Annotated in this window: 23 protein-coding genes and 1 pseudogene; 9 read left to right on the top strand and 15 right to left on the bottom strand. The window is 70.4% G+C overall.

Annotated features, from left to right (window positions below; all coding sequences use genetic code 11):
* The first annotated feature begins 15 nt into the window (after positions 1–15).
* Positions 16–687 carry a TetR/AcrR family transcriptional regulator gene (locus G9272_RS32305; RefSeq protein ID WP_171399776.1) on the top strand — a complete coding sequence of 224 codons (672 nt, stop codon included), beginning with the start codon at positions 16–18 and terminating at the stop codon, positions 685–687.
* A gap of 41 nt (positions 688–728) precedes the next feature.
* Here G9272_RS32305 and G9272_RS32300 read toward each other — a convergent pair whose 3' ends face one another.
* Both G9272_RS32300 and G9272_RS32295 read right to left on the bottom strand, forming a co-directional pair.
* The gene (locus G9272_RS32300) at positions 729–1,922 is read right to left on the bottom strand and encodes an ABC transporter substrate-binding protein (RefSeq protein WP_171399775.1); all 1,194 of its coding nucleotides are present in this window, start codon (positions 1,920–1,922) and stop codon (positions 729–731) included.
* 406 nt (positions 1,923–2,328) lie between these two features.
* Positions 2,329–3,777, bottom strand: a complete 1,449-nt coding sequence (locus tag G9272_RS32295) for a gamma-aminobutyraldehyde dehydrogenase (protein ID WP_171399774.1) — start codon at positions 3,775–3,777, stop codon at positions 2,329–2,331.
* A gap of 164 nt (positions 3,778–3,941) precedes the next feature.
* Here G9272_RS32295 and G9272_RS32290 point away from each other — a divergent pair, with 164 nt between their 5' ends.
* The 7 genes and pseudogenes from G9272_RS32290 (at position 3,942) to G9272_RS32260 (ending at position 10,850) form a co-directional block, all read left to right on the top strand.
* Positions 3,942–4,460, top strand: coding sequence for an Lrp/AsnC family transcriptional regulator (locus G9272_RS32290; RefSeq protein ID WP_171399773.1), 519 nt, complete (start codon positions 3,942–3,944; stop codon positions 4,458–4,460).
* A 19-nt stretch (positions 4,461–4,479) separates the two neighbouring features.
* Positions 4,480–5,844, top strand: a complete 1,365-nt coding sequence (locus tag G9272_RS32285; protein WP_171399772.1) for an aspartate aminotransferase family protein — start codon at positions 4,480–4,482, stop codon at positions 5,842–5,844.
* A 195-nt stretch (positions 5,845–6,039) separates the two neighbouring features.
* Positions 6,040–6,783, top strand: a complete 744-nt coding sequence (locus G9272_RS32280) for an ABC transporter ATP-binding protein (protein ID WP_171399771.1) — start codon at positions 6,040–6,042, stop codon at positions 6,781–6,783.
* On the top strand, positions 6,765–8,213 hold the full coding sequence (locus G9272_RS32275; RefSeq protein ID WP_171399770.1) for a hypothetical protein: 1,449 nt from the start codon (positions 6,765–6,767) through the stop codon (positions 8,211–8,213). Before G9272_RS32280 ends, G9272_RS32275 begins: the two co-directional genes overlap by 19 nt.
* Positions 8,214–8,347: 134 nt before the next feature.
* On the top strand, positions 8,348–8,767 hold the full coding sequence (locus G9272_RS32270) for a VOC family protein (protein WP_171399769.1): 420 nt from the start codon (positions 8,348–8,350) through the stop codon (positions 8,765–8,767).
* A 35-nt stretch (positions 8,768–8,802) separates the two neighbouring features.
* Positions 8,803–9,965, top strand: a pseudogene (locus G9272_RS32265) (LOG family protein).
* 162 nt (positions 9,966–10,127) lie between these two features.
* A complete protein-coding gene (locus G9272_RS32260; protein ID WP_171399768.1) occupies positions 10,128–10,850 on the top strand; it encodes an LAETG motif-containing sortase-dependent surface protein in 723 nt (240 codons plus the stop codon).
* A 100-nt stretch (positions 10,851–10,950) separates the two neighbouring features.
* On the opposite strand, the gene G9272_RS32255 is transcribed toward G9272_RS32260, so the two are convergent.
* From G9272_RS32255 to rpsB, 11 genes are all read right to left on the bottom strand, one after another.
* A complete protein-coding gene (locus tag G9272_RS32255) occupies positions 10,951–11,970 on the bottom strand; it encodes an ABC transporter ATP-binding protein (protein WP_171399767.1) in 1,020 nt (339 codons plus the stop codon).
* Positions 11,971–13,641 carry an ABC transporter permease gene (locus tag G9272_RS32250; RefSeq protein WP_171399766.1) on the bottom strand — a complete coding sequence of 557 codons (1,671 nt, stop codon included), beginning with the start codon at positions 13,639–13,641 and terminating at the stop codon, positions 11,971–11,973.
* A complete protein-coding gene (locus tag G9272_RS32245; protein ID WP_171399765.1) occupies positions 13,617–14,693 on the bottom strand; it encodes a thiamine ABC transporter substrate-binding protein in 1,077 nt (358 codons plus the stop codon). Before G9272_RS32245 ends, G9272_RS32250 begins: the two co-directional genes overlap by 25 nt.
* 250 nt (positions 14,694–14,943) lie before the next feature.
* Positions 14,944–16,050 (bottom strand): 23S rRNA (adenine(2503)-C(2))-methyltransferase RlmN, encoded by a 1,107-nt coding sequence (gene rlmN / locus G9272_RS32240; RefSeq protein WP_171399764.1) that lies wholly within the window; start codon positions 16,048–16,050, stop codon positions 14,944–14,946.
* A gap of 126 nt (positions 16,051–16,176) precedes the next feature.
* Positions 16,177–16,605 (bottom strand): MarR family winged helix-turn-helix transcriptional regulator, encoded by a 429-nt coding sequence (locus tag G9272_RS32235; protein WP_171399763.1) that lies wholly within the window; start codon positions 16,603–16,605, stop codon positions 16,177–16,179.
* Positions 16,605–17,021 (bottom strand): polyketide cyclase, encoded by a 417-nt coding sequence (locus G9272_RS32230; protein WP_171399762.1) that lies wholly within the window; start codon positions 17,019–17,021, stop codon positions 16,605–16,607. Before G9272_RS32230 ends, G9272_RS32235 begins: the two co-directional genes overlap by 1 nt.
* 234 nt (positions 17,022–17,255) lie before the next feature.
* Positions 17,256–18,437, bottom strand: coding sequence for a phosphatidate cytidylyltransferase (locus G9272_RS32225; RefSeq protein WP_171399761.1), 1,182 nt, complete (start codon positions 18,435–18,437; stop codon positions 17,256–17,258).
* Positions 18,437–18,994 (bottom strand): ribosome recycling factor, encoded by a 558-nt coding sequence (gene frr, locus G9272_RS32220; RefSeq protein ID WP_053748032.1) that lies wholly within the window; start codon positions 18,992–18,994, stop codon positions 18,437–18,439. The genes G9272_RS32225 and frr overlap by 1 nt, the downstream gene beginning before the upstream one ends.
* A 183-nt stretch (positions 18,995–19,177) precedes the next feature.
* Positions 19,178–19,936, bottom strand: coding sequence for a UMP kinase (pyrH, locus tag G9272_RS32215; protein WP_171399760.1), 759 nt, complete (start codon positions 19,934–19,936; stop codon positions 19,178–19,180).
* A 185-nt stretch (positions 19,937–20,121) separates the two neighbouring features.
* Positions 20,122–20,958 carry a translation elongation factor Ts gene (tsf, locus tag G9272_RS32210; protein WP_171399759.1) on the bottom strand — a complete coding sequence of 279 codons (837 nt, stop codon included), beginning with the start codon at positions 20,956–20,958 and terminating at the stop codon, positions 20,122–20,124.
* A gap of 146 nt (positions 20,959–21,104) precedes the next feature.
* On the bottom strand, positions 21,105–22,064 hold the full coding sequence (gene rpsB / locus G9272_RS32205) for a 30S ribosomal protein S2 (protein ID WP_171399758.1): 960 nt from the start codon (positions 22,062–22,064) through the stop codon (positions 21,105–21,107).
* 279 nt (positions 22,065–22,343) lie between these two features.
* On the opposite strand from rpsB, the gene G9272_RS32200 reads away from it, so the two are divergent.
* On the top strand, positions 22,344–22,919 hold the full coding sequence (locus G9272_RS32200) for a M23 family metallopeptidase (protein ID WP_171399757.1): 576 nt from the start codon (positions 22,344–22,346) through the stop codon (positions 22,917–22,919).
* A 1-nt stretch (position 22,920) separates the two neighbouring features.
* On the opposite strand, the gene G9272_RS32195 is transcribed toward G9272_RS32200, so the two are convergent.
* Both G9272_RS32195 and whiG read right to left on the bottom strand, forming a co-directional pair.
* Positions 22,921–23,478, bottom strand: a complete 558-nt coding sequence (locus tag G9272_RS32195; RefSeq protein WP_171402260.1) for a TetR/AcrR family transcriptional regulator — start codon at positions 23,476–23,478, stop codon at positions 22,921–22,923.
* Between the two features lie 108 nt (positions 23,479–23,586).
* The gene (gene whiG / locus G9272_RS32190) at positions 23,587–24,429 is read right to left on the bottom strand and encodes an RNA polymerase sigma factor WhiG (protein ID WP_054239720.1); all 843 of its coding nucleotides are present in this window, start codon (positions 24,427–24,429) and stop codon (positions 23,587–23,589) included.
* Between the last annotated feature and the right edge of the window lie 41 nt (positions 24,430–24,470).

The raw sequence follows: 24,470 nt of genomic DNA, 5'->3' as shown, positions 1-24,470 counted from the left end.
CTGTAGACTCCGGGCATGACCACGTTCCAGCGGGCGAGGAGTGAGGAACAGCGCCTGGCGCGACGGCAGACCATCCTGCGGACAGCCGCGGCGATGCTCGCCGAGATGCCGGTCTCCGCACTGAGCCTCAATGAGCTGAGCCGCCGTGTCGGGCTCGCCAAGTCCAACGTGCTGCGCTACTTCGAGACGCGTGAGGCCGTGCTGCTCGACCTGCTCGACCAGAGCGCCCGTGACTTCCTGACAGAAGCGGGCGAACAACTTCGCTCACTGGTGGACGCGCGCGACCCTCTGGACGTCAGGACCGAAGCCGTGGCATCCGGGCTGGCCACGTCCTTCGCTGCCCGGCCGATGCTGTGCGAACTGCTCAGCGCGCAGGCCGGCGTACTGGAGCACAACATCTCCATCGAGGTCGCGACCCGATACAAGGAAGGCGCCCGCGACAGCCTGCTCGGACTGGCCGAGCTGCTGCGGAGTCTCTTTCCCGAGCTCGACCGACCGCGTTCCGAACAGGGCGCCAACCTGATCATCGTCTTGATCTGCGGCCTGTGGACCCACACACACCCCGCGCCCGCGGTGCGCGCCGTCTATGACGCCGACCCGCGCTTCGCGTTCATGGACTCGAACTTCCCGGACGCCCTGCACCAGACGTTGCACACACTGCTCACGGGTCTCCTCGTCCGTAGCTGACACACCCCGCCCCGCCTCGTCACGACCCGGAGCGGCCCCCGTCAGAGCCCCGCGATCGCGTTCCACCGCCTGGCGAACTCCAGTCGCTCCGTGGAGGTGATGTCGCGCGCGATCGCGAGGTGTTTCCGCATTTCGGCGTCCGGGAAGATCAGCGGGTTCTCCGCGAGGGCCGCCGTCTCCTCGTCGTCGGAGTCGGCGAGGACCGCCTGTGCGGCGGGGACCGGGCAGACGTAGTTCACCCAGGCCGCGAGCTCGGCGGCGACCTCGGGCCGGTAGTAGTGGTCGATCAGCTTCTCGGCGTTCGCCTTGTGCCGGGCGAGGTTGGGAATCATCAGGGACTCCGCCCACAGCTCGGCGCCCTCCTCGGGCACGACGAAGCGGATGTCGGGGTTGTCGGCCTGGAGCTGGATGACATCGCCCGAGTACGCCTGACAGGCCAGGACATCGCCGCTGACCAGGTCCTTGGTGTAGTCGTTGCCGGTGAAACGGCGTATCTGGCCGCGGTCGACCTGCTTCTCCACCTCGTCGCAGACCTGGTGGAAGTCGTCGGCCGTCCACTTCGTGACGTCCACACCGTTGCCCTGCATCAGCAGCGCGAACGCCTCGTCCAGGCCGGACAGCAGCGTCACCCGCCCCTTGAGGTCGTCGGCCCACAGCTCCGAGACGCTGCGTATCTCCCGGCCCAGTTTCCGCCGGTTGTAGGCGATGCCGGTGATGCCGGACTGCCACGGCACGGTGCACGCGCGTCCGGGGTCGAAGGCGGGTGAACGCAGCAGCGGGTCGAGGTTCTCGGTGACGTGGGGCTGCGCGGCCCGGTCCATCTCCTGCACCCAGCCGAGCCGTACGAACCGGGCGCACATCCAGTCGCTGATGACGATCAGGTCGCGGCCGGTCTGCTGATGGTTCATCAGCGCGGGGCTGATCTTGCCGAAGAACTCGTCGTTGTCGTTGATCTCCTCGACGTAGTCGACGGAGATGCCCGTGCTCTTGCGGAAGGCGTCGAGCGTGGGCCGCCGGTCGGGGTCGTCGTCGTCCGTGTCGATGTAGAGCGGCCAGTTCGACCAGGTCAGCCGCTTGTCGTCGGCGGAGAGGTCGGCCCCGGCGCGGTCACCGGGCCGCACATACGCGGCGGGCACCCCGCAGCCGGCGAGCCCGCCGAGAGCGGCGGTGCCCCCGAGCGCGCGCAGCAGGGAACGGCGGGACACGGCGCGGGAGAGCGAGGGAGTCTGGAGCACGCCGTCAGCATGCCGTGGGGACGCCCCCCGGACAATCGACGCAGCGTCGAACACACCACGCGCGAACCGACACCTTGTCGACCACCGGTCCGGCGAGCGGCGAACGGAACGGCCCCCGGTCCAAGAACCGAGGGCCGAACTCCCCAAGGAGCGGCGCAGGAAACCACACGACCAGCCCAACCCCCCAAGGGGCGCGGGGAACTGCGCGCCCACCCCAACCCCCCAAGGGGCGGCGCGGGAAACCACACGACCAGCCCAACTCCCCAAGGGGCGCGGGGAACTGCGCGACCAGCCACAGCGAACCCGCACCCGGCAACCGGCACCGGCACCGACACCGACACCGGCACCGGCACCGGCACAGCGAACCGGCCCCGGACCCGCACAGATCGCCCAACCCAGCGGAGCGCTACGCGTCGAGGGACGTCATGACGTGCTTGATGCGCGTGTAGTCGTCGAAGCCGTAGCCCGACAGGTCCTTGCCGTAGCCGGACTTCTTGAACCCGCCGTGGGGCATCTCGGCGACCAGCGGAATGTGGGTGTTGATCCACACGCAGCCGAAGTCGAGCTTCTTGGACATCCGCATCGCGCGGCCGTGGTCCTTGGTCCACACCGAGGAGGCGAGGGCGTACTCGACGCCGTTGGCCCACTCGACCGCCTGCTCCTCGTCCGTGAAGGACTGGACGGTGATGACCGGCCCGAAGACCTCGTTCTGGATGATCTCGTCGTCCTGCTTCAGCCCGGAGACGACGGTCGCGGCGTAGAAGTAGCCCTTGTCACCGACCCGCTGTCCGCCCGCCTCGACCTTGGCGTGGGCGGGCAGCCGCTCGATGAAGCCGGTGACCTGCTGGAGCTGGTTGGGGTTGTTCAGCGGGCCGAAGAGCACGTCCTCGTCGTCCGGCTGGCCGGTCTTGGTCTCCGCCGCGGCCTTCGCGAGCGCCGCCACGAACTCGTCGTGGATGCCCTCCTGGACGAGGACGCGGGTGGCCGCCGTACAGTCCTGGCCGGCGTTGAAGAAGCCCGCCACGGAGATGTCCTCGACGGCCTTGGCGATGTCGGTGTCCTCGAAGACCACGACCGGCGCCTTGCCGCCCAGCTCCAGGTGGACGCGCTTGAGGTCCTTCGACGCCGACTCGGCGACCGACATGCCCGCGCGCACCGAACCGGTGATGGAGGCCATCGCCGGGGTCGGGTGCTCGACCATCAGCCGGCCGGTGTCACGGTCGCCGGTGACGACGTTGAAGACGCCCTTGGGCAGGATCGAACCGATGATCTCGGCGATCAGGACGGTGGAGGCCGGCGTGGTGTCGGACGGCTTGAGCACCACCGTGTTGCCGGCCGCGATCGCCGGGGCGAACTTCCACACGGCCATCATCATCGGGTAGTTCCACGGCGCGACCTGCGCGCAGACGCCGACCGGCTCACGGCGGATGATCGAGGTCATCCCGTCCATGTACTCGCCGGCGCTGCGCCCCTCCAGCATCCGGGCCGCGCCCGCGAAGAAGCGGATCTGGTCGACCATGGGAGGGATCTCCTCGGAGCGGGTCAGCCCGATCGGCTTGCCCGTGTTCTCCACCTCGGCCGCGATGAGCTCCTCGGCCCGCTCCTCGAACGCGTCCGCGATCTTCAGCAGGGCCTTCTGGCGCTCGGCGGGCGTCGTGTCGCGCCAGCCCGGGAACGCCTCGGCGGCGGCCGCCATCGCGGCGTCGACGTCCGCGGGGCCGGACAGCGGCGCGGTCGCGTAGGCCTCGCCCGTCGCGGGGTTGACCACTTCGGTGGTCCGTCCGTCGGCGGCGTCCCGGAACTCGCCGGCGATGTAGTTGCGTAGCTTGCGCAGCCGTCCCAGCTCGGTGCTCACTGCCGGCCCTCCAGGTTCGGTGTCCATTGACTGAGACACCCACACTAATCCTTGCCCCGACGTTTTCAACACCCCTGATCCCGTCGAGGCTGCGGAATCCGCAGATCTCCCTTACGTAAACAACGAATTTCATCGCCCCGGCCTTGCGGAACTGTCGAGACGTCGTGCACAGTGAGCCCGTGGCCAGTCGAAGCGCAGAGCACAGGGACTCCCGCGAGTCCAGGAACGGCAGCACCCCTCACCTGGATGCCGTCAGCCTCGCCATCATCCAGCAGCTCCAGGAGGACGGCCGTCGGCCGTACGCCGCGATCGGCAAGGCCGTCGGCCTCTCCGAGGCGGCCGTGCGCCAGCGCGTCCAGAAGCTGCTCGACCAGGGCGTGATGCAGATCGTCGCCGTCACGGACCCGCTGACCGTGGGCTTCCGCCGACAGGCGATGGTCGGGATCAACGTCGAGGGCGATGTCGAGTCCATAGCGGAAGCGCTGACGGACATGGCGGAAGTCGAGTACGTGGTGATGACCGCGGGCTCGTACGACATCCTCGCCGAGATCGTCTGCGAGGACGACGACCACCTGCTGGACGTCATCAACAAACGCATCCGTGCCCTGCCGGGCGTGCGCTCGACCGAGAGCTTCGTCTACCTGAAGCTGAAGAAGCAGACCTACATGTGGGGAACCCGATAATCGTGAGGACCCGATAACCGTGAGCACCAAGGACCTCAGCCGCACCGCGTACGACCACCTGTGGATGCACTTCACCCGCATGTCCTCGTACGAGAACTCCCCCGTCCCGACCATCGTCCGGGGCGAGGGCACCTACATCTACGACGACAAGGGCAAGCGCTACCTCGACGGTCTCGCGGGCCTGTTCGTGGTCCAGGCCGGCCACGGCCGCGTGGAGCTCGCCGAGGCGGCGTTCAAGCAGGCGCAGGAGCTGGCGTTCTTCCCGGTGTGGTCCTACGCCCACCCGAAGGCCGTGGAGCTCGCCGAGCGCCTCGCGGACCACGCCCCCGGCGACCTGAACAAGGTCTTCTTCACCACCGGCGGCGGCGAGGCCGTCGAGACGGCCTGGAAGCTCGCCAAGCAGTACTTCAAGCTCACCGGCAAGCCGACCAAGTACAAGGTCATCTCCCGCGCGGTCGCCTACCACGGCACCCCGCAGGGCGCCCTGTCCATCACCGGCCTGCCGGCCCTGAAGGCCCCCTTCGAGCCGCTCGTCCCGGGCGCGCACAAGGTCCCGAACACCAACATCTACCGCGCCCCGCTGTTCGGCGACGACCCCGAGGCCTTCGGCCGCTGGGCCGCCGACCAGATCGAGCAGCAGATCCTCTTCGAGGGCCCGGACACGGTCGCCGCGGTCTTCCTGGAGCCGGTGCAGAACGCCGGCGGCTGCTTCCCGCCGCCGCCCGGCTACTTCCAGCGCGTGCGCGAGATCTGCGACCAGTACGACGTCCTGCTGGTCTCGGACGAGGTCATCTGCGCCTTCGGCCGCCTCGGCACGATGTTCGCCTGCGACAAGTTCGACTACGTCCCGGACATGATCACCTGCGCCAAGGGCATGACCTCGGGCTACTCCCCGATCGGCGCCTGCATCATCAGCGACAAGCTGGCCGAGCCGTTCTACAAGGGCGACAACACCTTCCTGCACGGCTACACCTTCGGCGGTCACCCGGTCTCCGCGGCGGTCGGCCTCGCCAACCTCGACCTGTTCGAGCGCGAGGGCCTCAACCAGCACGTCCTCGACAACGAGGGCGCCTTCCGCTCGACCCTGGAGAAGCTGCACGACCTGCCGATCGTCGGCGACGTCCGCGGCAACGGCTTCTTCTACGGCATCGAGCTCGTGAAGGACAAGCACACCAAGGAGTCCTTCAACGACGAGGAGACCGAGCGCGTCCTGTACGGCTTCCTCTCCAAGGCGCTGTACGACAACGGCCTGTACTGCCGTGCCGACGACCGCGGCGACCCGGTCGTCCAGCTCGCCCCGCCGCTGATCTCCAACCAGGAGACCTTCGACGAGATCGAGCAGATCCTGCGCGCGACGCTGACGGAGGCGTGGACGAAGCTGTGATCGTCAGCCTGATCAGCTGATCAACACCGGCCCCGGTGTCGACCGTTCGAGTGAGAAACGGCGACCCGGGGCCGTGTGCTGTCCGGCCTTCCCCTCCTGGCTGCCTAGCGTGCGAGTGACCGATCGGCCCTGCCTTCGTTCCCCCGCACGGGGGATTCGCACGGGAACCACAGATCTGAACCGAGGTGTACGCCCATGGAGGCCCCGCCGGACAACGACGTGCTGTGGGCACGCTCCCTGTACTTCACGCACCGCGACGGCTCACCGGCGCTCGGCGGTGTCTCGCTGGGCGTGCGGGAGGGCGAGATCCTCGCCGTCAGCGGACCGCGCGGCAGCGGCAAGACGACCCTGCTGCACTGTCTTTCCGGCCTGGTGCCCGCCCAACGCGGCGAGGTCTGGTTCAACAGCGTCCCCGTCCACACGATGGGCCCGATGGCCCGTGAACGGCTGCGCCGCGACCGCTTCGGCTGGGTCGACCCGGCACCGGTCCTCGTCCCCGAACTCAACGTCTGGGAGAACGCGGCACTCCCTCTGATGCTGCGCGGCACCAGCCGCCGCCGGGCCAAGGCCGCCGCGCTGGAGTGGCTGGACCGCCTGGACATCGGCGACAAGGCCCGGAGCCGCCCGTACGAGCTCACCCAGGCCGAGCGCCAGCGGGTCTGCATCACGCGCGCCCTGGCCCCGGCCCCCTCGGTGCTCTTCGCGGACGAGCCGACGGCACCCCTCCACCGCGCGGACCGGGCCCATGTCCTGCGCACCCTGACGACGGCGGCCCGCTCCCACGGCATCACCGTGGTGCTGGCCACCCACGACCCGGAGACCGCCGCCCTCGCCGACCGCACGGTGCCGCTGATGGACGGACGCCGGGTGAAGACGGTCCATCTGCCGCCGGTCACGGAGCCGGAAGGCCGGGGGGCCGCGTGCTCGCTCTCCGTCTGACGCGCAGCGCCCACCCCGCCGTCCAGTTCCGCCGCCTCCTGGTGGCGACGGCCTCGGGGGGCACCGGCTTCCTCCTCCTGTGCACCCTGGGCCGCGCTCTCACCCACCCCGAGGCCCCGGCAGCGTCCGTGCTCCGCCTCGCCTGGTGCGCGGTCCCGCTGGCGGCGACGGTCTACTTCGCCCTGGCGGTGGCCCGCACGGACCCCGGCACCCGCCCGCGCCCCGGCCTGGCGGCGATCGGCCTGGGCCCGACCCGGCTGATGGCCGTCTCGGCGATGACGACGGCCCTGTCGACGCTGCTCGGCTCCATGCTGGCCCTGCTCCTCTTCCTGCACCTGCGCGGCGACCTCAGGGGCATGCCGTTCGACGGAGCGGCCGACGACTTCCTGGCCGCGAACCAGCCTCTCCCGCTGCCGGCGGCCCTGACCCTGCTGTCCCTGGTCCCGGTGACCTCGTCCCTCGCGGTGGCCCTGATGCTCCGCCCGAGGGACACGCGCGTGGCGGCCCAGGCCGCCCCGGGGATGTCCGGCCGGTTCGGCGCCTTCGGCAGGACGGGCCCGGGCGCCAGGTTCGGCGAGTACGGCCGCTTCGGAGCGAGGTCGAGAAGCGACCGGCCGACACGCCCGTCCACGGACGCCCGCCTCGCCGAGACGGCTCCCGACCCGGCGGCGGACGGCATCCCGCCAGCACCGGGCACCACGCCCCTGCCCTCGGCCTCAGCGCCCACCCTCGTCGACGGCACAGCGGAGACTTCCGCCGACGGCACCCCTGAGACACAGGCACAGACACAGGTACAGACACAGACACCGCCCCAGACGCACCCGCCCCACCCCACCGCCCTCCCCTGGGGCATGGCCCTCCTCGCCGCCGGCCTGGCCGTGGAGGCGTACGCGAACGGCACCACGAACCCCAGCACCCTCCCCCTCCCCGGCGGCCTTCCCACCGGCCCCGCCGCGGTCCTCCTCGGCTGGACCCTGACCGCCGTGGGCCTCGCCCTCGCCGGCCCCGGCCTCACCCACCTCTGCGGCCGACTGCTCCAGTCGGCCCGCCCCGGCGCCCTCCGCCTCCTCGCGGGCCGCGGCCTGATGCAGGAGGCGGCCCGGATCGGACAGCCGCTGGGCGTGGTCTGCGCGGTGGCGTCCGGCGCGTACACGATGGCCGCGCTGTACGACCCGGCCGACCCGGCCTTCGGCCCGCTCACCACCCTCGGCTCCCTGGTCGTGGCGGGCTGCACGGTCGCCACGCTCCTGACCGCGGCCGTGGAGGCGCGGCAGGTCCGCGCCGACACCACCGCCGCCCTGCTCCGCCTCGGCGCCCCGGCCAAGACGCTGCGCAGCGCCGCCGCCCTGCGCACCGGTGCCCTGCTCGCCCTCTTCGTCCCGCTCACCCTGATCGTGGCCGAACTGGCGGCCCTCCCGCTGACGCGCTGAAGCCCGCCCGCGCCGGCGGCCCGCGCCCCTGTGCTCGAAAAAGATCCCCGCACCGCGATGAGTTCCGCGCGGCCGCCCGGTCTACCCCATCGAACACCACACACCAGCAACGCGAATCCCCTGGGAGAGACCCGATGACCACCCCGGCCTACCAGCAGATGATCTTCGTGAACCTGCCCGTGAACGACCTCGGCGCCTCGAAGAAGTTCTTCACGGAGCTCGGCTACACGATCAACCCGCAGTTCAGCGACGACAACGCGGCCTCCGTGGTGATCAGCGACACGATCGTCGCGATGCTGCTCACCAAGCCGTTCTACTCGACCTTCACCAAGAAGGAGATCGCGGACGCCTCGAAGACCAGCGAGGTCCTGATCGCCCTGAGCGCCCAGAGCCGCGAGAAGGTCGACGAACTCGTCGACAGGGCGCTCGCGCTGGGCGGTTCGCCGAGCGGCGAGACGCAGGACATGGGCTTCATGTACGGCCGTTCGTTCGACGACCTCGACGGCCACACCTGGGAGGTCGTCTGGATGGACCCGTCGGCCATCGAGAGCTGACCCACCGCCCGTCCGGCGCTGCCTAGCATGGGCGGGTGCATCCGACGACACCCGCCCAGCCGTTCGACGGCTCCCACGACCGTGAGATCGAGTCCCTCGCCGAGTTCGACGAGGTGGTCCGCACCCACGGCACGCTCTCCCTCCCCCACTCTCGGCTTCGCTCGAGCGGGGGGACCCCCATCGCGTCCAGTCCGTCGACCTGACGGCCCGTACGGACGCCCTCCTCGCCCTGGACACCTCGGGCGCCGTCTTCCTCGGCTGCCCGATGGACCCGGCGGCGGCCACGAAGTCCCGCGCCTCCGGCGCCCTGGTCTTCCCGCCCGTACCGGGTCTGTCCTTCGACCCGTACCGCGGTTTCGTCTACTCCCCCGACGAGTTGTTCGCGTCCCTGGACGAGGGCTACGAGGCAACCCCGGACGCCCTCACGTACGCGTGGTTCCAGCGCACGAAGGCGGACGGCGACATATTCGGCTCGATGCTCCGCTCGATCCACGACGACGCCGTCTCCGACGCGCTCGACGAACTCCTCGTCGAGGAGCGCGTGGTGGGTGTGATGGGCGGCCACGCCATGGCGCGCGGTACCCAGGCGTACGCCGGCGCGGCCCGGCTCGGCCGTGAACTCGCCCGGACCGGGCTCATGGTGGCGACCGGTGGCGGACCCGGCGCGATGGAGGCGGCGAACCTCGGCGCGTACGCGGCCCCCTTCGACGACGAGATGCTCACGGACGCCCTCCGGCTCCTCGCCAAGGCACCGAAGTTCACCCCCTCGATCACCGACTGGGCGACGGCGGCCTTCGAGGTGCGGGCCAAGTGGCCGGGCGGCGGCCCCTCGGTCGGCATCCCCACGTGGTTCTACGGCCATGAGCCGCCGAACCCGTTCGCCGCGCACCTCGCCAAGTACTTCTCCAACGCCACCCGCGAGGACGGCCTGTTGGCCCGCTGCACCGCGGGTGTGGTGTTCCTGCCGGGCGCCGCCGGCACCGTACAGGAGATCTTCGACAACGCGACGCCCAACTACTACGGGTCGCGGGGCGAGCCGACGCCGATGGTGCTCGTCGACCGGGAGCACTGGACGCGGCGGCTGCCCGCCTGGCCGCTCTTGCGGTCACTCGCCCGGGAGCGGTCGATGGAGTCCCGTATCGCCCTCGTTGACCGGATCGAGGAGGCTCCGGAGGCGTTGAAACGTCTCGGTGGTTAATAAGCGGGCAAAGCCAGCCGCTCGGAGGCGTCCCCGCATTGACACTTCTTATGGAACGCTTATAGACCTGTGAGTCTGCTGGGGATGGTGACGCACTCGGCTCACCGGGGGCGCCATCTCCCCCTCCACCCCCCGCAGTTGCGCTTCCCGTAAAGGACAAACGTGTCCCTTTCCCGCCGTACCGCCGCCCGTTCGGTGCGCATGCTCGGTGTCACCGCCGCCTCCGCCGCCCTCGCGCTCAGCGCCGCCGGCACCGCGCTGGCCTGCGACATCAGCGAGTTCTCCGCCACTGCCGCCTGTGACGGCGCCAAGGGTGTCATCACCGTCACCGACAAGGACCCCACGGGCGTCCCGGCCGTCATCACCGTCTTCCTCGAGAACAACGGCGCCGACCTGCGGCAGGTCGGCGCGGCACAGACGGTCGAGGGCTCGCAGAAGGGCGTGACCGTCTCCTTCGCCGAGGCCTGGGAGCCGAACGCCGAGTACCGGATCCACGTCAAGGCCGTCAAGGGCAAGAAGATCCTGGTCGACAAGGACATCCCCGGCAACCTGACCACCCCGTCCAAGGCCTGCGAGGCCGAGGACACGTCCACCCCGTCCACCACCCCCTCCACCTCCCCGTCCTCGACACCGTCGGACAGCACGACCACTGCGCCGCCGACCGAGACGATCACCCCGTCCCCGTCCGACTCGGCGAGCGACAGCGCCGCGCCCGCGCCCTCCGCGAGCAACGCCCCGTCGGCCGCGGCCCAGGAGTCCAACCTGGCCGAGACCGGCGCCGGCTCCAACACCGGTCTGATCGTCGGCATCGCGGCCGTCCTGGTCGCCGTCGGCGGTGGCGCGGTGTTCTTCGGAATGCGGCGCCGCGGGTCCAGCCAGCGCTGACCTGAGCCGCACGACCGGCACGACGGACGTACGTGTGTGGCCCGCCCCTTATCCAGGGGCGGGCCACCCGCATGTCAGGCTCCCGCAGGGGTGGGCCCGGTCAGTCCAGTACGACGGTCTCGGTCGCGTCGAAGGACACTCCCACCACGCCCCCGACCTCCGGCGCGTCCCGCAGCGTGCACGCCGCCTCGAGCCTCGGCGCGCCCTCCGGCTGGAGGTGCACGGCGACATGGGTGCCGCGGAAGGTGCGGGCGGTGACCGTGCAGCGCAGTCCCTCGTCCGCGCCCACCAGGCGCACCCCGGCGGGCCGGACGAGCAGCGTGCGCGCTCCCTGCGCCGACCCGGCCGGCACCGGCACCTTGCCCCACGGCGTGACCGCGGCCTCCTCCGTGACGGTCGCCTCCACCACGTTGTCGAAGCCGAGGAAACGCGCCACGAACGCGTCCGCAGGCCGCTGCCACACCTCAAGAGGCGTACCGGACTGGGCGATCCGCCCGTCCCGCATCACCACGACCCGGTCGGCGAGCGCGAACGCCTCGCCCTGGTCGTGGGTGACCGCCAGCACGGTCGTCCCCAACCGGCCGAACAGCTCCCGGAGTTCGACGACCAGGCGCTCCCGCAGCGACCGGTCGAGCTGGCCGAGCGGCTCGTCGAGCATCAGCAGCCGGGGGCGCGGCGCGAGGGCCCGGGCCAGCGCCACCCGCTGCTGTTCCCCACCGGAGAGCGAAGCCACCGCACGGCCCGCCGCACCGGGAAGCCCGACCAGTTCGAGCAGCTCCGCCACCCGCTCGCCCTGCCGGGTCCTGGGCATGCCGTGCATCCGCAGCCCGAAGGCCACGTTGCCGCCCACGTCCCGCTGCGGGAACAGCTGATGGTCCTGGAACATCAGGCCGAGCTCCCGCTTGTGCGCGGGCACCCCCGCCTGGTCGCGTCCGTCGAGCAGCACCCGCCCGGCGTCCGGCGGCTGGAGCCCGGCCACCGCCCGCAGCAGCGTCGACTTGCCGCTGCCGCTCGGCCCCAGCACACACACCACCTCGTGCTCGGCGACGGCGAGATCGACGGCGTCGAGCACCGGCCGTCCGCCGAACCGCACGGTCGCGCGCTCCACTTCCAGCAGCATCTACAACTCCCCCGTCCGATCGGTCCGCAGTCGCTCCAGCACCAGCAGCGCCACCACGCACACCACCATCAGAATCGTCGAAAGGGCCATCGCCTGGCCGTAGTTGAGCTCGCCGGCCCGCCCCAGCAACCGCGCGACGGCGACCGGCAGCGTCGGGTTGTCGGGCCGTGCGATGAACACCGTCGCCCCGAACTCGCCCAGCGACACCGCGAAGGCGAACCCGGCCGCGACGAGCAGCGCCCGCCACACCATCGGCAGGTCGACCTCCCGCCACACCCGCCAGGGCGACGCCCCGAGCACGGCCGCCGCCTCACGCAGCCGCTGGTCCACCGCCCGCAGCACCGGCAGCATGATCCGTACGACGAAGGGGACGCCGACCAACGCCTGCGCGAGCGGCACCAGGATCCACGTCCCGCGCAGGTCGAGCGGAGGCTCGTCGAGCGCGATCAGGAACCCGAAGCCGACGGTCACCGCGGAGACGCCCAGCGGCAGCATCAGCAGCGCGTCGAAGCCGCGGACCAGCCGTCCGGCGTCCCGTCGGGTGAGCGCGGCCGCGGCGAGCCCGCCGACGGCCACGGCGATCGCGGTCGCGGTGACGGCGTACTGAAGCGAGTTGCCGATCGCGTCGATCGGCGGGACCAGGAAGATGTTGCCGTCGTCGCTGGTCAATGCCCGGTAGTAGGCGAAGTCGGGCGCGTCGAGCGAGCGCTGCGCCAGCACCGCCAGCGGCAGCACCAGCAGCAGGGCGATCGTGCCGAGGACCCCGGCGAGGAGCGCCCACTGCCCGGCGCCGCGCGGCCGCCGCGCCGTCACCGACGCGTCCACCAGCCGCAGCGCGGTCTCCCGCCGCCGTACGGTCCGGGCGTGCACGGCGAGGATCGCGCCGACGGCCATGAACTGGACGATCGTGAGGACTGCCGCCGTGGACAGGTCGAAGATCTCGGAGGTCTGCCGGTAGATCTCCACCTCGAGGGTGGAGAAGGTGGGGCCGCCGAGGATCTGCACCACGCCGAAGGAGGTGAAGGTGAAGAGGAAGACCATCAGCGCGGCGGCCGCGACGGCGGGCCCCAGGGCGGGCAGGGTGACCGTGCGCCACGCCGTCAGGCGGGAGGCGCCGAGCATCCGCGCCGCCTCCTCCTGCCGCGGGTCGAGCTGCGACCACAGCCCGCCCACCGTGCGTACGACGACCGCGTAGTTGAAGAAGACGTGCGCCAGCAGGATCGCCCACACCGTGGTGTCCAGCCGTGCGCCCCACAGGTCGTCGAGCAGTCCACCGCGCCCGACGAGTGCCAGGAACGCCGTGCCGACGACGACCGTCGGCAGCACGAACGGGACGGTGACGACGGCGCGCAGCACCTGCTTGCCCGGGAACTCCAGGCGGGCGAAGACATACGCGGCGGGCAGCGCGACCAGGAGCGTGAGCGCGGTGGAGGCCAGCGCCTGCCAGGTGGTGAACCACAGGACGTGCCGGATGTCGGGCTGCGCGAGCACGTCCCACAGCCGCCCGAAGCGCCAACCCCCGTCGGCTTCGAGCCCCCGGGCGACGATCGCGGCGACCGGGTAGGCGAAGAAGCACGCGAAGAACGCGACGGGCACGGCCATGAGGCCGAGCCGGGCCGCGTTCCCCGCGCGGGCCGCGCGCCCGGTCACTTCAGTACGAGCGAGGTCCATGACTTGACCCAGTCGTCACGGTTGTCGGCGATCTTCGCCGGGTCCAGGGTCTCGGGGTCCTTCGCCTGCGGCCCGTACTTCGTGAACTCCGCCGGGACCTGGGCCCCCTTCCGCACCGGGTAGACGAACATGTTGAGCGGCATGTCCTGCTGGAATTCCTCGGTGAGCAGGAAGTCGAGGAGCGCCTTGCCGCCCTCGGGGTTGGCCGCGTTGCTCAGCAGGCCCGCGTACTCGACCTGGCGGAAGCAGGTGCCGGTGGAGACGCCGGTCGGGGCGGTGGTCGGCTTCGGGTCGCCGTAGATCACCTCGGCGGGCGGCGAGGAGGCGTACGAGACGACGAGCGGCCGGTCGGCCCCCGCCTTCTTTCCGCCGGCGGACCCGGAGAACTCCTCGTTGTAGGCCTGCTCCCAGCCGTCGACGACCTTCACGCCGTTGGCCTTCAACTTCTTCCAGTAGTCCGCCCAGCCCCCGTCGCCGTACTTGGCGGCCGTGCCCAGCAGGAAGCCGAGGCCGGGCGAGGAGGTGGCGGCGTTCTCCGTGACCAGCAGGTTCTTGTACGCGGGCTTCAACAGGTCGTCGAAGGAGGCGGGCGGGGTCAGCTTGTGCGCGCTGAAGTACGCCTTGTCGTAGTTGACGCAGATGTCACCGGTGTCGACGGGCGTGACCCGGTGTTTGTCCTGGTCGGCCCGGTACTCGGGCAGGACCTGGTCCGCGCCCTTCGCCTCGTACGACTGGAACAGCCCGTTGTCGAGGGCGCGCGACAGGAGCGTGTTGTCGACGCCGAAGAAGACGTCGCCCTGCGGGTTGTCCTTGGTGAGGATGGCCTTGTTGACGGCCTGACCGGCGTCGCCGTCCTTGAGGACCTTCACCTGGTAGCCGGACTGCTTCTCGAACTCCGCGAGCACGCTCTTGGAGACGGCCCACGAGTCGTGGCTGACGAGGGTGACGGTCTTGGAGTCGGCCGCCGAACCGCCGTCGTCCGACGATCCGCAGGCGGACAGCGTGACGAGGCCGAGGCCGACGGCCGCGGCCACGAACGTCCTGGTGTGCACTGGATTCCTCCTGGGGTTGACCAGGAAGAGACGCGGCCCTGCCCGGGCACCCGCGGAAGGTTCCGCCGGTGTCCGGGCAGGGCGCAACAGCTTGAGTGATGTCCGAACTTCCTACCCAGAATGACCTGGGCAAGGTTCAGAGGGTCTGCGGACTCTCCCGCACTCTCAGCGCTGTGGCGCTCCCCTGTCGGAATATGAAGATGTACCGATACGGATGTACTGATACCTGATTGCTGATATCGGGGTCAGACTACCGCTCGGTGGCCGCGAGCTGACCGCACGCCCCGTCGATCTCCTGACCACGGGTGTCCCGGACCGTGACGGGCACCCCGTGCGCGGCGATCGCCTCGACGAACGCCTTCTCGTCCTCGGGCCGGGAGGCCGTCCACTTCGAACCCGGGGTCGGGTTGAGCGGGATGAGGTTGACGTGCACGGGCTTGCCGCGCAGCAGCCGCCCGAGCCGGTCACCACGCCAGGCCTGGTCGTTGATGTCGCGGATGAGCGCGTACTCGATTGACAGCCGGCGCCCGGACCGCTCGGTGTACTCGAACCCGGCGTCCAGCACTTCGCGCACCTTCCACCGCGTGTTCACGGGGACGAGGGTGTCACGCAGCTCGTCGTCCGGCGCGTGCAGGGAGATCGCGAGCCGGCACTTGAAGCCCTCGTCGGAGAACCGGTGGATGGCCGGCACCAGCCCGACCGTCGACACGGTGATGCCCCGCTGCGAGAGCCCGAGCCCGTCCGGAGCCGGGTCGGTGAGCGCGCGGATGGCGCCGACGACCCGCTTGTAGTTGGCGAGAGGCTCGCCCATCCCCATGAAGACGATGTTGGAGAGCCTGGCAGGTCCCCCGGGCACGTCCCCGTCCCGCAGCGCACGCATCCCGTCGACGATCTGATGCACGATCTCGGCGGTGGACAGATTGCGGTCGAGACCCGCCTGCCCGGTCGCACAGAACGGGCAGTTCATCCCGCACCCCGCCTGCGAGCTGATGCACATCGTCACCCGGTCCGGGTAGCGCATCAGCACCGACTCCACGAGCGTGCCGTCGAACAGCCGCCACAGGGTCTTGCGGGTGGTCCCCTGGTCCGTCGACAGATGCCGCACGACCGACATCAGGTCCGGCAGCAGCGCCTCACGCAGCTTCTCGCGAGCACCGGCGGGGATGTCGGTCCACTCCGCCGGGTCGTGCGCGTAGCGCGCGAAGTAGTGCTGCGACAGCTGCTTGGCGCGGAACGGCTTCTCCCCGATCTCCGCCACGACCTCCTTCCGCTCGGCGGGCGAGAGGTCGGCGAGATGCCGCGGCGGCTTCTGGGCTCCGCGGGGGGCGACGAAAGTGAGTTCTCCGGGCTTAGGCATAGCCTTACCAGTGTCGCAGATCAATTTCCGTGCCCCGCGCCCGATGCTTCGCCGGGCGCTCGTCGACTCCCGTCGGCCACTCGCGGACGGCCCACAGACGGCCCGCAGCAGGCCCGGCCGGGCCGCCTAGGGTTCGGGGTGAGCCAGCCGGCCGAGCAGCGCTATCGCGTCGTCCAGGGGCACCGACCGGAAGAACAGCGCGTCGGTGCGCTCGACGGCGGCGATCGCGCGTGGGGCCAGGTCGGCGCCGGTATCGGTGACGCGCAGTCGTTTGGCGCGGGTGTCGGCCGGGTCGACCTCACGCTCGACGAGCCCTTTGTGCTCCAGGGTGCGGAGGACCTGGGAGGTCATCTTCACGTCGGTGCCGGCCTGGCGGGCGAGAGTCAGCTGGTTGGGGTGCTCGCCCTGCGTGTTGAGCCACCAGGTGCAGGCGAGCAGCACGAACTGCACGTGGGTGAGATCGAGGGGGGCCAGGGCGGTGGCGATGTCGCGCTGCCAGCGCAGTGTGGCGTGCCACAGCAGGAATCCGGGGCTTTCGCCGGGGCTGAGGGGCATCAGCGGGTAGCCAGTCCGACCAGCGAGGCCATGGTGTCGGGCCAGTCGGCGGTGATGCCCGGGCCGATCTGCGGGCCGGCCTCGTCCGCGCCGGCGCCGGTGATCTCCATGCGGTACACCACCCGGATCCGGTCCCCCGCGACCTGGTCGATCCGGTGGATGGTGCGCAGCAGCAGGTCACCGAAACGGGCCTCGTCGACGAATCGTTCGCCTTCGACGGCCTCGGCGACGCTCAGCACTGTCGGGTCGTCCCCGGGCGGCGTCATCGTGATCCGACTGCCCGCCGCGAACGGACCGCTGATCTCGATCTTCTCGATCTCGGCGTTCCAGGCGCCCCAGTTCTCGACGTCGGCCCAGAGCCGCCAGATCGCCTCGGGGGTGGCGCTGGTCTCGATGCCGTGCTCGTACTCCCACATGCGGGCCTCCTCGACCAAATAATGTGTCCATAGATTATCTACGCGAAGACTATTTGTCGAGTGCACTGCGCCCCCCCGAGGCACCGCACCACCCGAGGCCCACCCGCACGGCTCCGCTCCCCGTAGGGCGACAGCGGTGGACCGTTCCGGCATCGGATCACCGGCTCCATGGCAACGGGCCCCCTCCCTGAAGCACAGGGAGGGGGCCCGCAGGAGCCGGTTGTGCGGTGTGGGTCAGCCGGAGCCCACGAACAGTACGAGCAGCAGCCACACCACGGGAGCCGTGGGCAGCAGCGAGTCCAGCCGGTCCATGATGCCCCCGTGGCCCGGGAGCAGCGTGCCCATGTCCTTGATGCCCAGGTCCCGCTTGATCATGGACTCGCCGAGGTCGCCGAGCGTGGCGCTGGCCGCGACGGCGAGGCCGAGCAGCAGGCCCTGCCACCAGGTGCCGTCGTCGATCACGAACTGCATCAGCAGCGCGCCGGCGACCATCGCGAACGACACCGCGCCGAGCAGGCCCTCGCGGGTCTTGCCCGGGCTGATGCGCGGGGCGAGCTTGGTCTTGCCGAAGCGCCAGCCGACGGCATACGCGCCCGTGTCGCTGACGACCGTCAGGACCAGGAACGTCATGACGCGGAACGCTCCGTCGTCGGCGGTGAGCATCAGGGCGACGAACGTGGCCAGGAACGGGACGTAGAACGCCGCGAAGACGCCGGCGGTGACGTCCTTCAGGTAGCCCTCGGGAGGTTCGGTCATCCGCCAGACCAGCACCGCGAGCGCGGTGAGGGCCATGGCGACCCAGGCACCCTCGGGACCCCGGACGTATCCGGCGACGACCATCGCCGCACCGCCGACCGCGAGCGGCACGAGCGGCGCCTTGATTCCCTTGCGCTCCTGAAGCCTGCTGGTCAGCTCCCACAGGCCGACGACGACGGCGACCGCTATCACGCCGATGAACACGGCCTTGACGACGAACAGCGACGCGATGATCACCACACCGAGCCCGACCCCGACCCCTATGGCCGCGCCCAGGTCTCGGCCCGCACTCTTCTTCTGGGGTGCGGGCGCCGGGTGAGAGGCGTCGGGCATGGGCTCCGGATTCTGCGGCACCGCCGCGTGGGGCTGTGCCGACGGTGTGTCGTGGCCGTGGACGGCGTCGCCGTACGGCTGGTTGCCGTAGGGCCGGTCCGGGAACAAGGGGCCGCCCGGCCGAGCGGCCCCCCGGTCGTCATCCTGGTTTCCGCCGTGCGCGGGTACGTCGGGGACGATGGGCATGGGGCGAGTCTGCTGCGCCTCAGGCGCATCGTACGCGGGACCCGCCGGGGCGGCCCCCTGGACAGGCCCCTGGTCGACGGGCCCCCAGTACCCGGCCCGCGACCCGGCGTGTGGCGGTGAGCCCCAGGAAGAGTCGTTCATCAGACCTCGAGCAGCTCCGCTTCCTTGTGCTTCAGGAGCTCGTCCACCTGGGCGACGTACTTCGCGGTGGTGTCGTCGAGCTCCTTCTCCGCACGGCGGCCCTCGTCCTCGCCGACCTCGCCGTCCTTGATCAGCTTGTCGATCGCGTCCTTGGCCTTGCGGCGGACCGCGCGGATGGACACCTTGGCGTCCTCGCCCTTGCCCTTGGCGACCTTGATGTAGTCGCGGCGGCGCTCCTCGGTCAGCTCGGGGAACACCACTCGGATGATGTTGCCGTCGTTGCTCGGGTTGACGCCCAGGTCGGAGTCGCGGATCGCCTGCTCGATGTTGCGCAGTGCGCTCTTGTCGAACGGGGTCACGACCGCCATGCGCGGCTCCGGCACGGAGAACGAAGCCAGCTGGTTGATCGGCGTCGGTGCGCCGTAGTAGTCGGCAACGATCTTGTTGAACATCGCCGGGTGCGCACGGCCGGTGCGGATCGCGGCGAAGTCCTCCTTGGCGACCACGACGGCCTTCTCCATCTTCTCCTCGGCCTCGAGGAGGGTCTCTTCGATCACCACTTGCTCCTGCGTGTCTTGAGTAGGCCCGGCTGCGGTTCCTTGCGGAGGCGGCGGCCGGCTGCGTCGCGTCTTCTTCCTGCACGGTTCCCGACCGGCAGGACATTGTCCATCCCCCGACCAGGGTCCGTCCCCCGGTCAGGTGTTGTCGTACGAAACCGGGGTTCTACGGGGTTCTACCGGTCAGGCCCGGCTGCCTTGCTCACCCACAAGCGTGCCGATCTTCTCACCCTTGACGGCACGAGCGATATTGCCCTCGGTCAGAAGCTCGAAGACGAGGATCGGAAGCTTGTTGTCGCGGCACAGCGTGATCGCGGTCATGTCGGCGACCTTCAGGTCGCGGGTGATGACCTCGCCGTAGCCGAGGGCGTCGAACTTGACGGCCGCCGGGTTGGTCTTCGGGTCGGAGTCGTAGACGCCGTCCACGCCGTTCTTGCCCATCAGCAGCGCCTCGGCGTCGATCTCCAGGGCGCGCTGGGCGGCGGTGGTGTCGGTGGAGAAGTACGGCATGCCCATACCGGCACCGAAGATGACCACGCGGCCCTTCTCCAGGTGCCGCACTGCGCGCAGCGGGATGTACGGCTCGGCGACCTGGCCCATCGTGATGGCGGTCTGCACGCGGCTGTCGATCCCCTCCTTCTCCAGGAAGTCCTGGAGGGCGAGGCAGTTCATGACCGTGCCGAGCATGCCCATGTAGTCCGAGCGGGCACGGTCCATGCCGCGCTGCTGGAGTTCGGCGCCGCGGAAGAAGTTGCCGCCGCCGATCACGACCGCGATCTCGGCACCGTCACGGACGACGGCGGCGATCTCGCGGGCGATCTTGTGCACCACGTCGGGGTCCACGCCCAGGCCCCCGCCACCGGAGAATGCCTCCCCGGACAGCTTCAGCATGAACCGGCCGCGTAGTTTGCCGTCGTCGCTCTTCTGGGCCTTGGTGGTCATGGGAGATCCCGCCTCTTTCACGTGGTGCACATGCGAAGAAGGCCATTGCCGGTGGGGTGTTCCAACCCGTGCGCGGCAATGGCCTCCTCGTCAGATCTGCTGTCGTCCGTCACGCACGCGCGTGACGGCGTACCGGACGACTGCGTCCGACCCTATCGGGCCGACGCGTCGATCGCGGCACGGACTCAGATGCCGACCTTGATGCGCGAGAAGCGCTTCAGGGTGACACCGGCCTCGTCCAGGACCTTCTGGACGGACTTCTTGTTGTCCAGCGCGTACGGCTGGCCGAGCAGCGTGGCGTCCTTGAAGAAGCCGTTGAGGCGACCCTCGACGATCTTCGGCAGGGCGGCCTCGGGCTTGCCCTCGGCGCGGGTGGTCTCCTCGGCGACGCGGCGCTCGGACTCGACGACCTCGGCCGGCACGTCCTCCTTGGAGAGGTACTTCGGCGCGAAGGCGGCGATGTGCTGGGCGATGCCCTTGGCGACGTCGGCGTTCGGCTTGTCCAGCTCGACGAGGACACCGATCTGCGGGGGCAGGTCGGGCATCGTGCGGTGCATGTACGCGCTCACGAAGCCGTCGGCGAACTGCGCGAAGCGGTCCAGCACGATCTTCTCGCCGAGGTTGGCGTTGGCCTCGTCCACGAACGCCTGGACGGTCTTGCCGGCCTCGATCTCGGACGCGAGCAGCGCCTCGAGGTCGGCCGGGGAGGTCTTGGCGACGTGCTCGGCGATCGCGTTGGCGACGGCCTGGAACTTGTCACCCTTGGCGACGAAGTCCGTCTCGCACTTCAGCTCGACGAGGACGCCGGAGGAGTTGTCGTCGGCGATGATCGAGACCACGGCGCCGTTCTCGGCGGAGCGGCCCTCACGCTTGGCGACGCCCTTCTGGCCCTTGATCCGGAGCGCCTCGACGGCCTTGTCGACGCTGCCCTCGGCCTCGTCCAGCGCCTTCTTGCAGTCCATCATGCCGGCGCCGGTGAGCTCACGGAGCTTCTTGACGTCAGCGGCGGTGTAGTTCGCCATGATCTGTGAATCTCTCTCGGAGTTCGAAGTCTCGAAGATCTGGGGGCTGTGGGTGAACGGCGGGCGGTGCGCTCGGCACCCCCCGCCGTCACTTCGTCCCTAGGGCCGTACGGACGACCTGGCGACCGTACGGCCTACGGCCTGACTCAGGCCTGCTCGCCCTCGGCGGCCGGAGCGGCCTCGGCGGCGGGGGCCTCAGCCTCGGCGGCGGGGGCCTCGGCGGCGGGGGCCTCGGCCTCGACAGCGGGAGCCTCGGCGGCCGGGGCCTCAGCCTCGGCAGCGGCCTCGGCCGGCTTCTCGGCGGCCTCGTCCGTGGTCTCGGCGTCGGCCTTCTTCTCGCCCTCGAGCAGGTCGCGCTCCCACGCGGCCAGCGGCTCGCCGGCGGCCTTCTCGCCCTTGTCGCCGGTGGCGACGCCGGAACGGGAGATGAGGCCCTCGGCGACGGCGTCGGCGATCACGCGGGTGAGCAGGGTGACGGAGCGGATCGCGTCGTCGTTGCCCGGGATCTTGTAGTCGACCTCGTCGGGGTCACAGTTGGTGTCGAGGATGGCGACGACCGGGATGTTGAGCTTCCGGGCCTCGCCGACCGCGATGTGCTCCTTCTTGGTGTCCACGATCCAGACGGCGCTGGGCACCTTGGACATCTCGCGGATACCACCGAGGGTCTTCTCGAGCTTGGCCTTCTCACGCGAGAGGACCAGGAGCTCCTTCTTCGTCAGACCCGAGGCGGCGACGTCCTCGAAGTCGATGAGCTCGAGCTCCTTGAGGCGCTGGAGGCGCTTGTAGACGGTCGAGAAGTTGGTGAGCATGCCGCCCAGCCAGCGCTGGTTGACGTAAGGCATGCCGACGCGGGTGGCCTGCTCCGCGATGGCCTCCTGCGCCTGCTTCTTCGTGCCGACGAACATGACCGTGCCGCCGTGGGCGACGGTCTCCTTGACGAACTCGTAGGCGCGGTCGATGTACGACAGCGACTGGAGCAGGTCGATGATGTAGATGCCGTTGCGCTCGGTGAAGATGAAGCGCTTCATCTTCGGGTTCCAGCGACGGGTCTGGTGACCGAAGTGGACGCCGCTTTCCAGCAGCTCCCGCATCGTGACGACGGCCATGGCCGTTCTCCTTGGGTTTCTCGGTTGTGCCGCGGGGACCGGACGGCTCCCGCGCCTGACGCCCGCGTGCGCCGAGCCACTGAGGACCGAGGGGCGCAGATACCGGAGAACCGACCGTGGCCGGCCCCCGATACCGGGGCGTGCGAAGTCGACCCGGTGACCCGGATCGCCAGAAGAAGTGTACGGGACCCGCGGGGCACCGGGTGACGCCGCTGTCCACAACCATCGGGTGGTCCACAGGTCCCGGCCGCCGTCGCGGGAACGCGGGACGGTGGCGTCATGTACGCACAGCGATTCACGGCCCTGCTGCCGGTCCTGTCGATGACGACGCTGGCCACGGTGGCGTGGGCGGCCCCGCAGGTCGCACCGGGAACCCGGGCACTCACCGCGCCGCCCGTCCCGGCGATCGGCCGGGCCTGGCCGGTGGGCACCCGTCCGGCGGTGCTGCGGGGCTGGGAGCCACCGGCCGGCCCGTACGCCCGCGGCCACCGGGGCGTCGACCTCGCGGCTCCGCCGGACGCTCCGGTACGGGCGGTGGCTGCCGGCCGGGTGTCCTTCGCGGGCCGGGTGGCCGGCCGGGGCGTCGTCTCGGTGGAACTGTCGGGGACGGGCCTGCCGCCCCTGCGGACCACCTACGAGCCGGTACGAACGTCGGTGCGCAAGGGCGACGAGGTGGCGCCGGGCCAGGTCGTCGGCACGGTGGAGCCGACGGGCTCGCACTGCGCAAGAACATGTGTGCACTGGGGGCTGCTGAGCGGCAGGACCTATCTGGACCCGCTGTCGCTGCTGCCTCCGTGGCTACGGCGGAGCGGCCCGTCACGGCTGCTGCCGGTGCTCGGCGTACCCCTGCCGTGACTCAGCCCCGGACGCCCCGCAGCACCATTCCCACCGCGGCGTCCGTGATCGCCGACGGATCCTCCGCGGCCCCGAGCTCGATCCGCCGCACCGCCGCGTCCACCACGCCCTGCAACAGCATCGCCGCCAGCCGGGGCTCCGCGTGCCCCAGCTCCGCCAGCGCCGCCCCGATCATCGCCACGAGCCCGCCGTGCGCCGCCCGGATCTTCTCCCGGGCCCCCGCGTCCAGTTCGCTCGCCGAGATCGCCACGACGGCCCGGTGCCGCCGGTCACCCACCAGGGCGAGCTGCCGGCGCACATACGCCTCGACCTTGGCCTCGGCCCCGTCGGCCGCGGCCATCGCCGCCTCGACCTCCGCCGCCCATACGGGGAAGTCGACCTCGCACAGCTCCTCGACCACGGCGGCCCGCGACCGGAAGTACTCGTACACGGACGAGCGCGCGAGTCCCGTGCGCTCGGCGAGGGCCGGGAAGGTCAGCGCCTCCGTACCGCCCTCGGACAACAGGGAGCGTGCCGCGTCCAGCAGGGCGGCACGCTGCATCGACCGGTGCTCGGCCACGGAGGCCGCTCGAATCCTTGGCACGTCGACCACTCTACGGACGCACCACCCCCGGCGGGAGTGACTCCGCCCGCACTTCCGTCGTCCGGCCGGGCCGGTCCGCCCGGTTCAGCGGCCGAAGCTCGCCAGTTTCGCGCGCAGCTGGAGGACGGACTTGGTGTGGATCTGACTGACCCTGCTCTCGGTCACGCCCAGCACGTTCCCGATCTCGGCCAGCGTCAGGCCCTCGTAGTAGTAGAGGGTGACGACCGTCTTCTCCCGGTCGGGCAGCGTGTTGATCGCCCGCGCGAGGAACCGTCTGAGCTCCCGGTCCTCGGCCACCTCCACGGGGTTGTCCGCGGCGGTGTCCTCCAGCGTGTCCATGAAGCTGAGGCCGTCCCCGTCCTCACCCCCGACATGCAGCAGCTCCTCCAGCGCCACCACGTTGGCCAGCGACAGCTGACTGAACACGGCGTGCAGTTCGTCCACCGCGATGCCCAGCTCGGCGGCCACCTCGCACTCCGAGGGGGTCCGCCGCAGCCGGGCCTCCAGCGTCGCGTAGGCCCGCTCGACGTTGCGCGCCTTCTGCCGCACCGACCGCGGGATCCAGTCCAGCGCCCGGAGCTCGTCGATCATCGCGCCCCGGATCCGGGTGATCGCGTAGGTCTCGAACTTGATCTCCCGTTCGATGTCGAACTTCTCGATCGCGTCGATCAGCCCGAAGACCCCGGAGGACACGAAGTCGGCCTGCTCCACGTTGGGCGGCAGGCCGACGCTCACCCGGCCCGCCACGTACTTCACCAGCGGTGAGTAGTGCAGGATCAGCTGCTCCCGCAGCCGTTCGTCCCCCGTCGCCTTGTACGACCGCCACAGCTCGTCGAGTGTCGAGGGAGCGGGCGGCCGCACGCTGCCACCGTCACGGGCGGCTGGGGTGATCGCCGCCCGGTCGGACCCGGAGGTGTGCTGGGGCATTCGTCGCCTTGTGCCGTTCTGCCGTGAAGTGCGTGAGGTGG

Source organism: Streptomyces asoensis, from assembly GCF_013085465.1.
Lineage (GTDB): Bacteria > Actinomycetota > Actinomycetes > Streptomycetales > Streptomycetaceae > Streptomyces > Streptomyces cacaoi_A.
This window is presented reverse-complemented; position numbering and strand designations above follow the sequence as displayed.

Bases quoted from the DNA above. Each gene is read 5' to 3' on its own strand.
- G9272_RS32305 (WP_171399776.1), top strand. From the start codon at position 16: ATGACCACGTTCCAGCGGGCGAGGAGTGAGGAACAGCGCCTGGCGCGA.
- G9272_RS32280 (WP_171399771.1), top strand. From the start codon at position 6,040: ATGGAGGCCCCGCCGGACAACGACGTGCTGTGGGCACGCTCCCTGTAC.
- G9272_RS32270 (WP_171399769.1), top strand. From the start codon at position 8,348: ATGACCACCCCGGCCTACCAGCAGATGATCTTCGTGAACCTGCCCGTG.
- G9272_RS32255 (WP_171399767.1), bottom strand. From the start codon at position 11,970: ATGCTGCTGGAAGTGGAGCGCGCGACCGTGCGGTTCGGCGGACGGCCG.
- G9272_RS32250 (WP_171399766.1), bottom strand. From the start codon at position 13,641: ATGGACCTCGCTCGTACTGAAGTGACCGGGCGCGCGGCCCGCGCGGGG.
- rlmN (WP_171399764.1), bottom strand. From the start codon at position 16,050: ATGCCTAAGCCCGGAGAACTCACTTTCGTCGCCCCCCGCGGAGCCCAG.
- G9272_RS32235 (WP_171399763.1), bottom strand. From the start codon at position 16,605: ATGCCCCTCAGCCCCGGCGAAAGCCCCGGATTCCTGCTGTGGCACGCC.
- G9272_RS32230 (WP_171399762.1), bottom strand. From the start codon at position 17,021: ATGTGGGAGTACGAGCACGGCATCGAGACCAGCGCCACCCCCGAGGCG.
- G9272_RS32225 (WP_171399761.1), bottom strand. From the start codon at position 18,437: ATGAACGACTCTTCCTGGGGCTCACCGCCACACGCCGGGTCGCGGGCC.
- pyrH (WP_171399760.1), bottom strand. From the start codon at position 19,936: ATGACCACCAAGGCCCAGAAGAGCGACGACGGCAAACTACGCGGCCGG.
- tsf (WP_171399759.1), bottom strand. From the start codon at position 20,958: ATGGCGAACTACACCGCCGCTGACGTCAAGAAGCTCCGTGAGCTCACC.
- rpsB (WP_171399758.1), bottom strand. From the start codon at position 22,064: ATGGCCGTCGTCACGATGCGGGAGCTGCTGGAAAGCGGCGTCCACTTC.
- G9272_RS32200 (WP_171399757.1), top strand. From the start codon at position 22,344: ATGTACGCACAGCGATTCACGGCCCTGCTGCCGGTCCTGTCGATGACG.
- whiG (WP_054239720.1), bottom strand. From the start codon at position 24,429: ATGCCCCAGCACACCTCCGGGTCCGACCGGGCGGCGATCACCCCAGCC.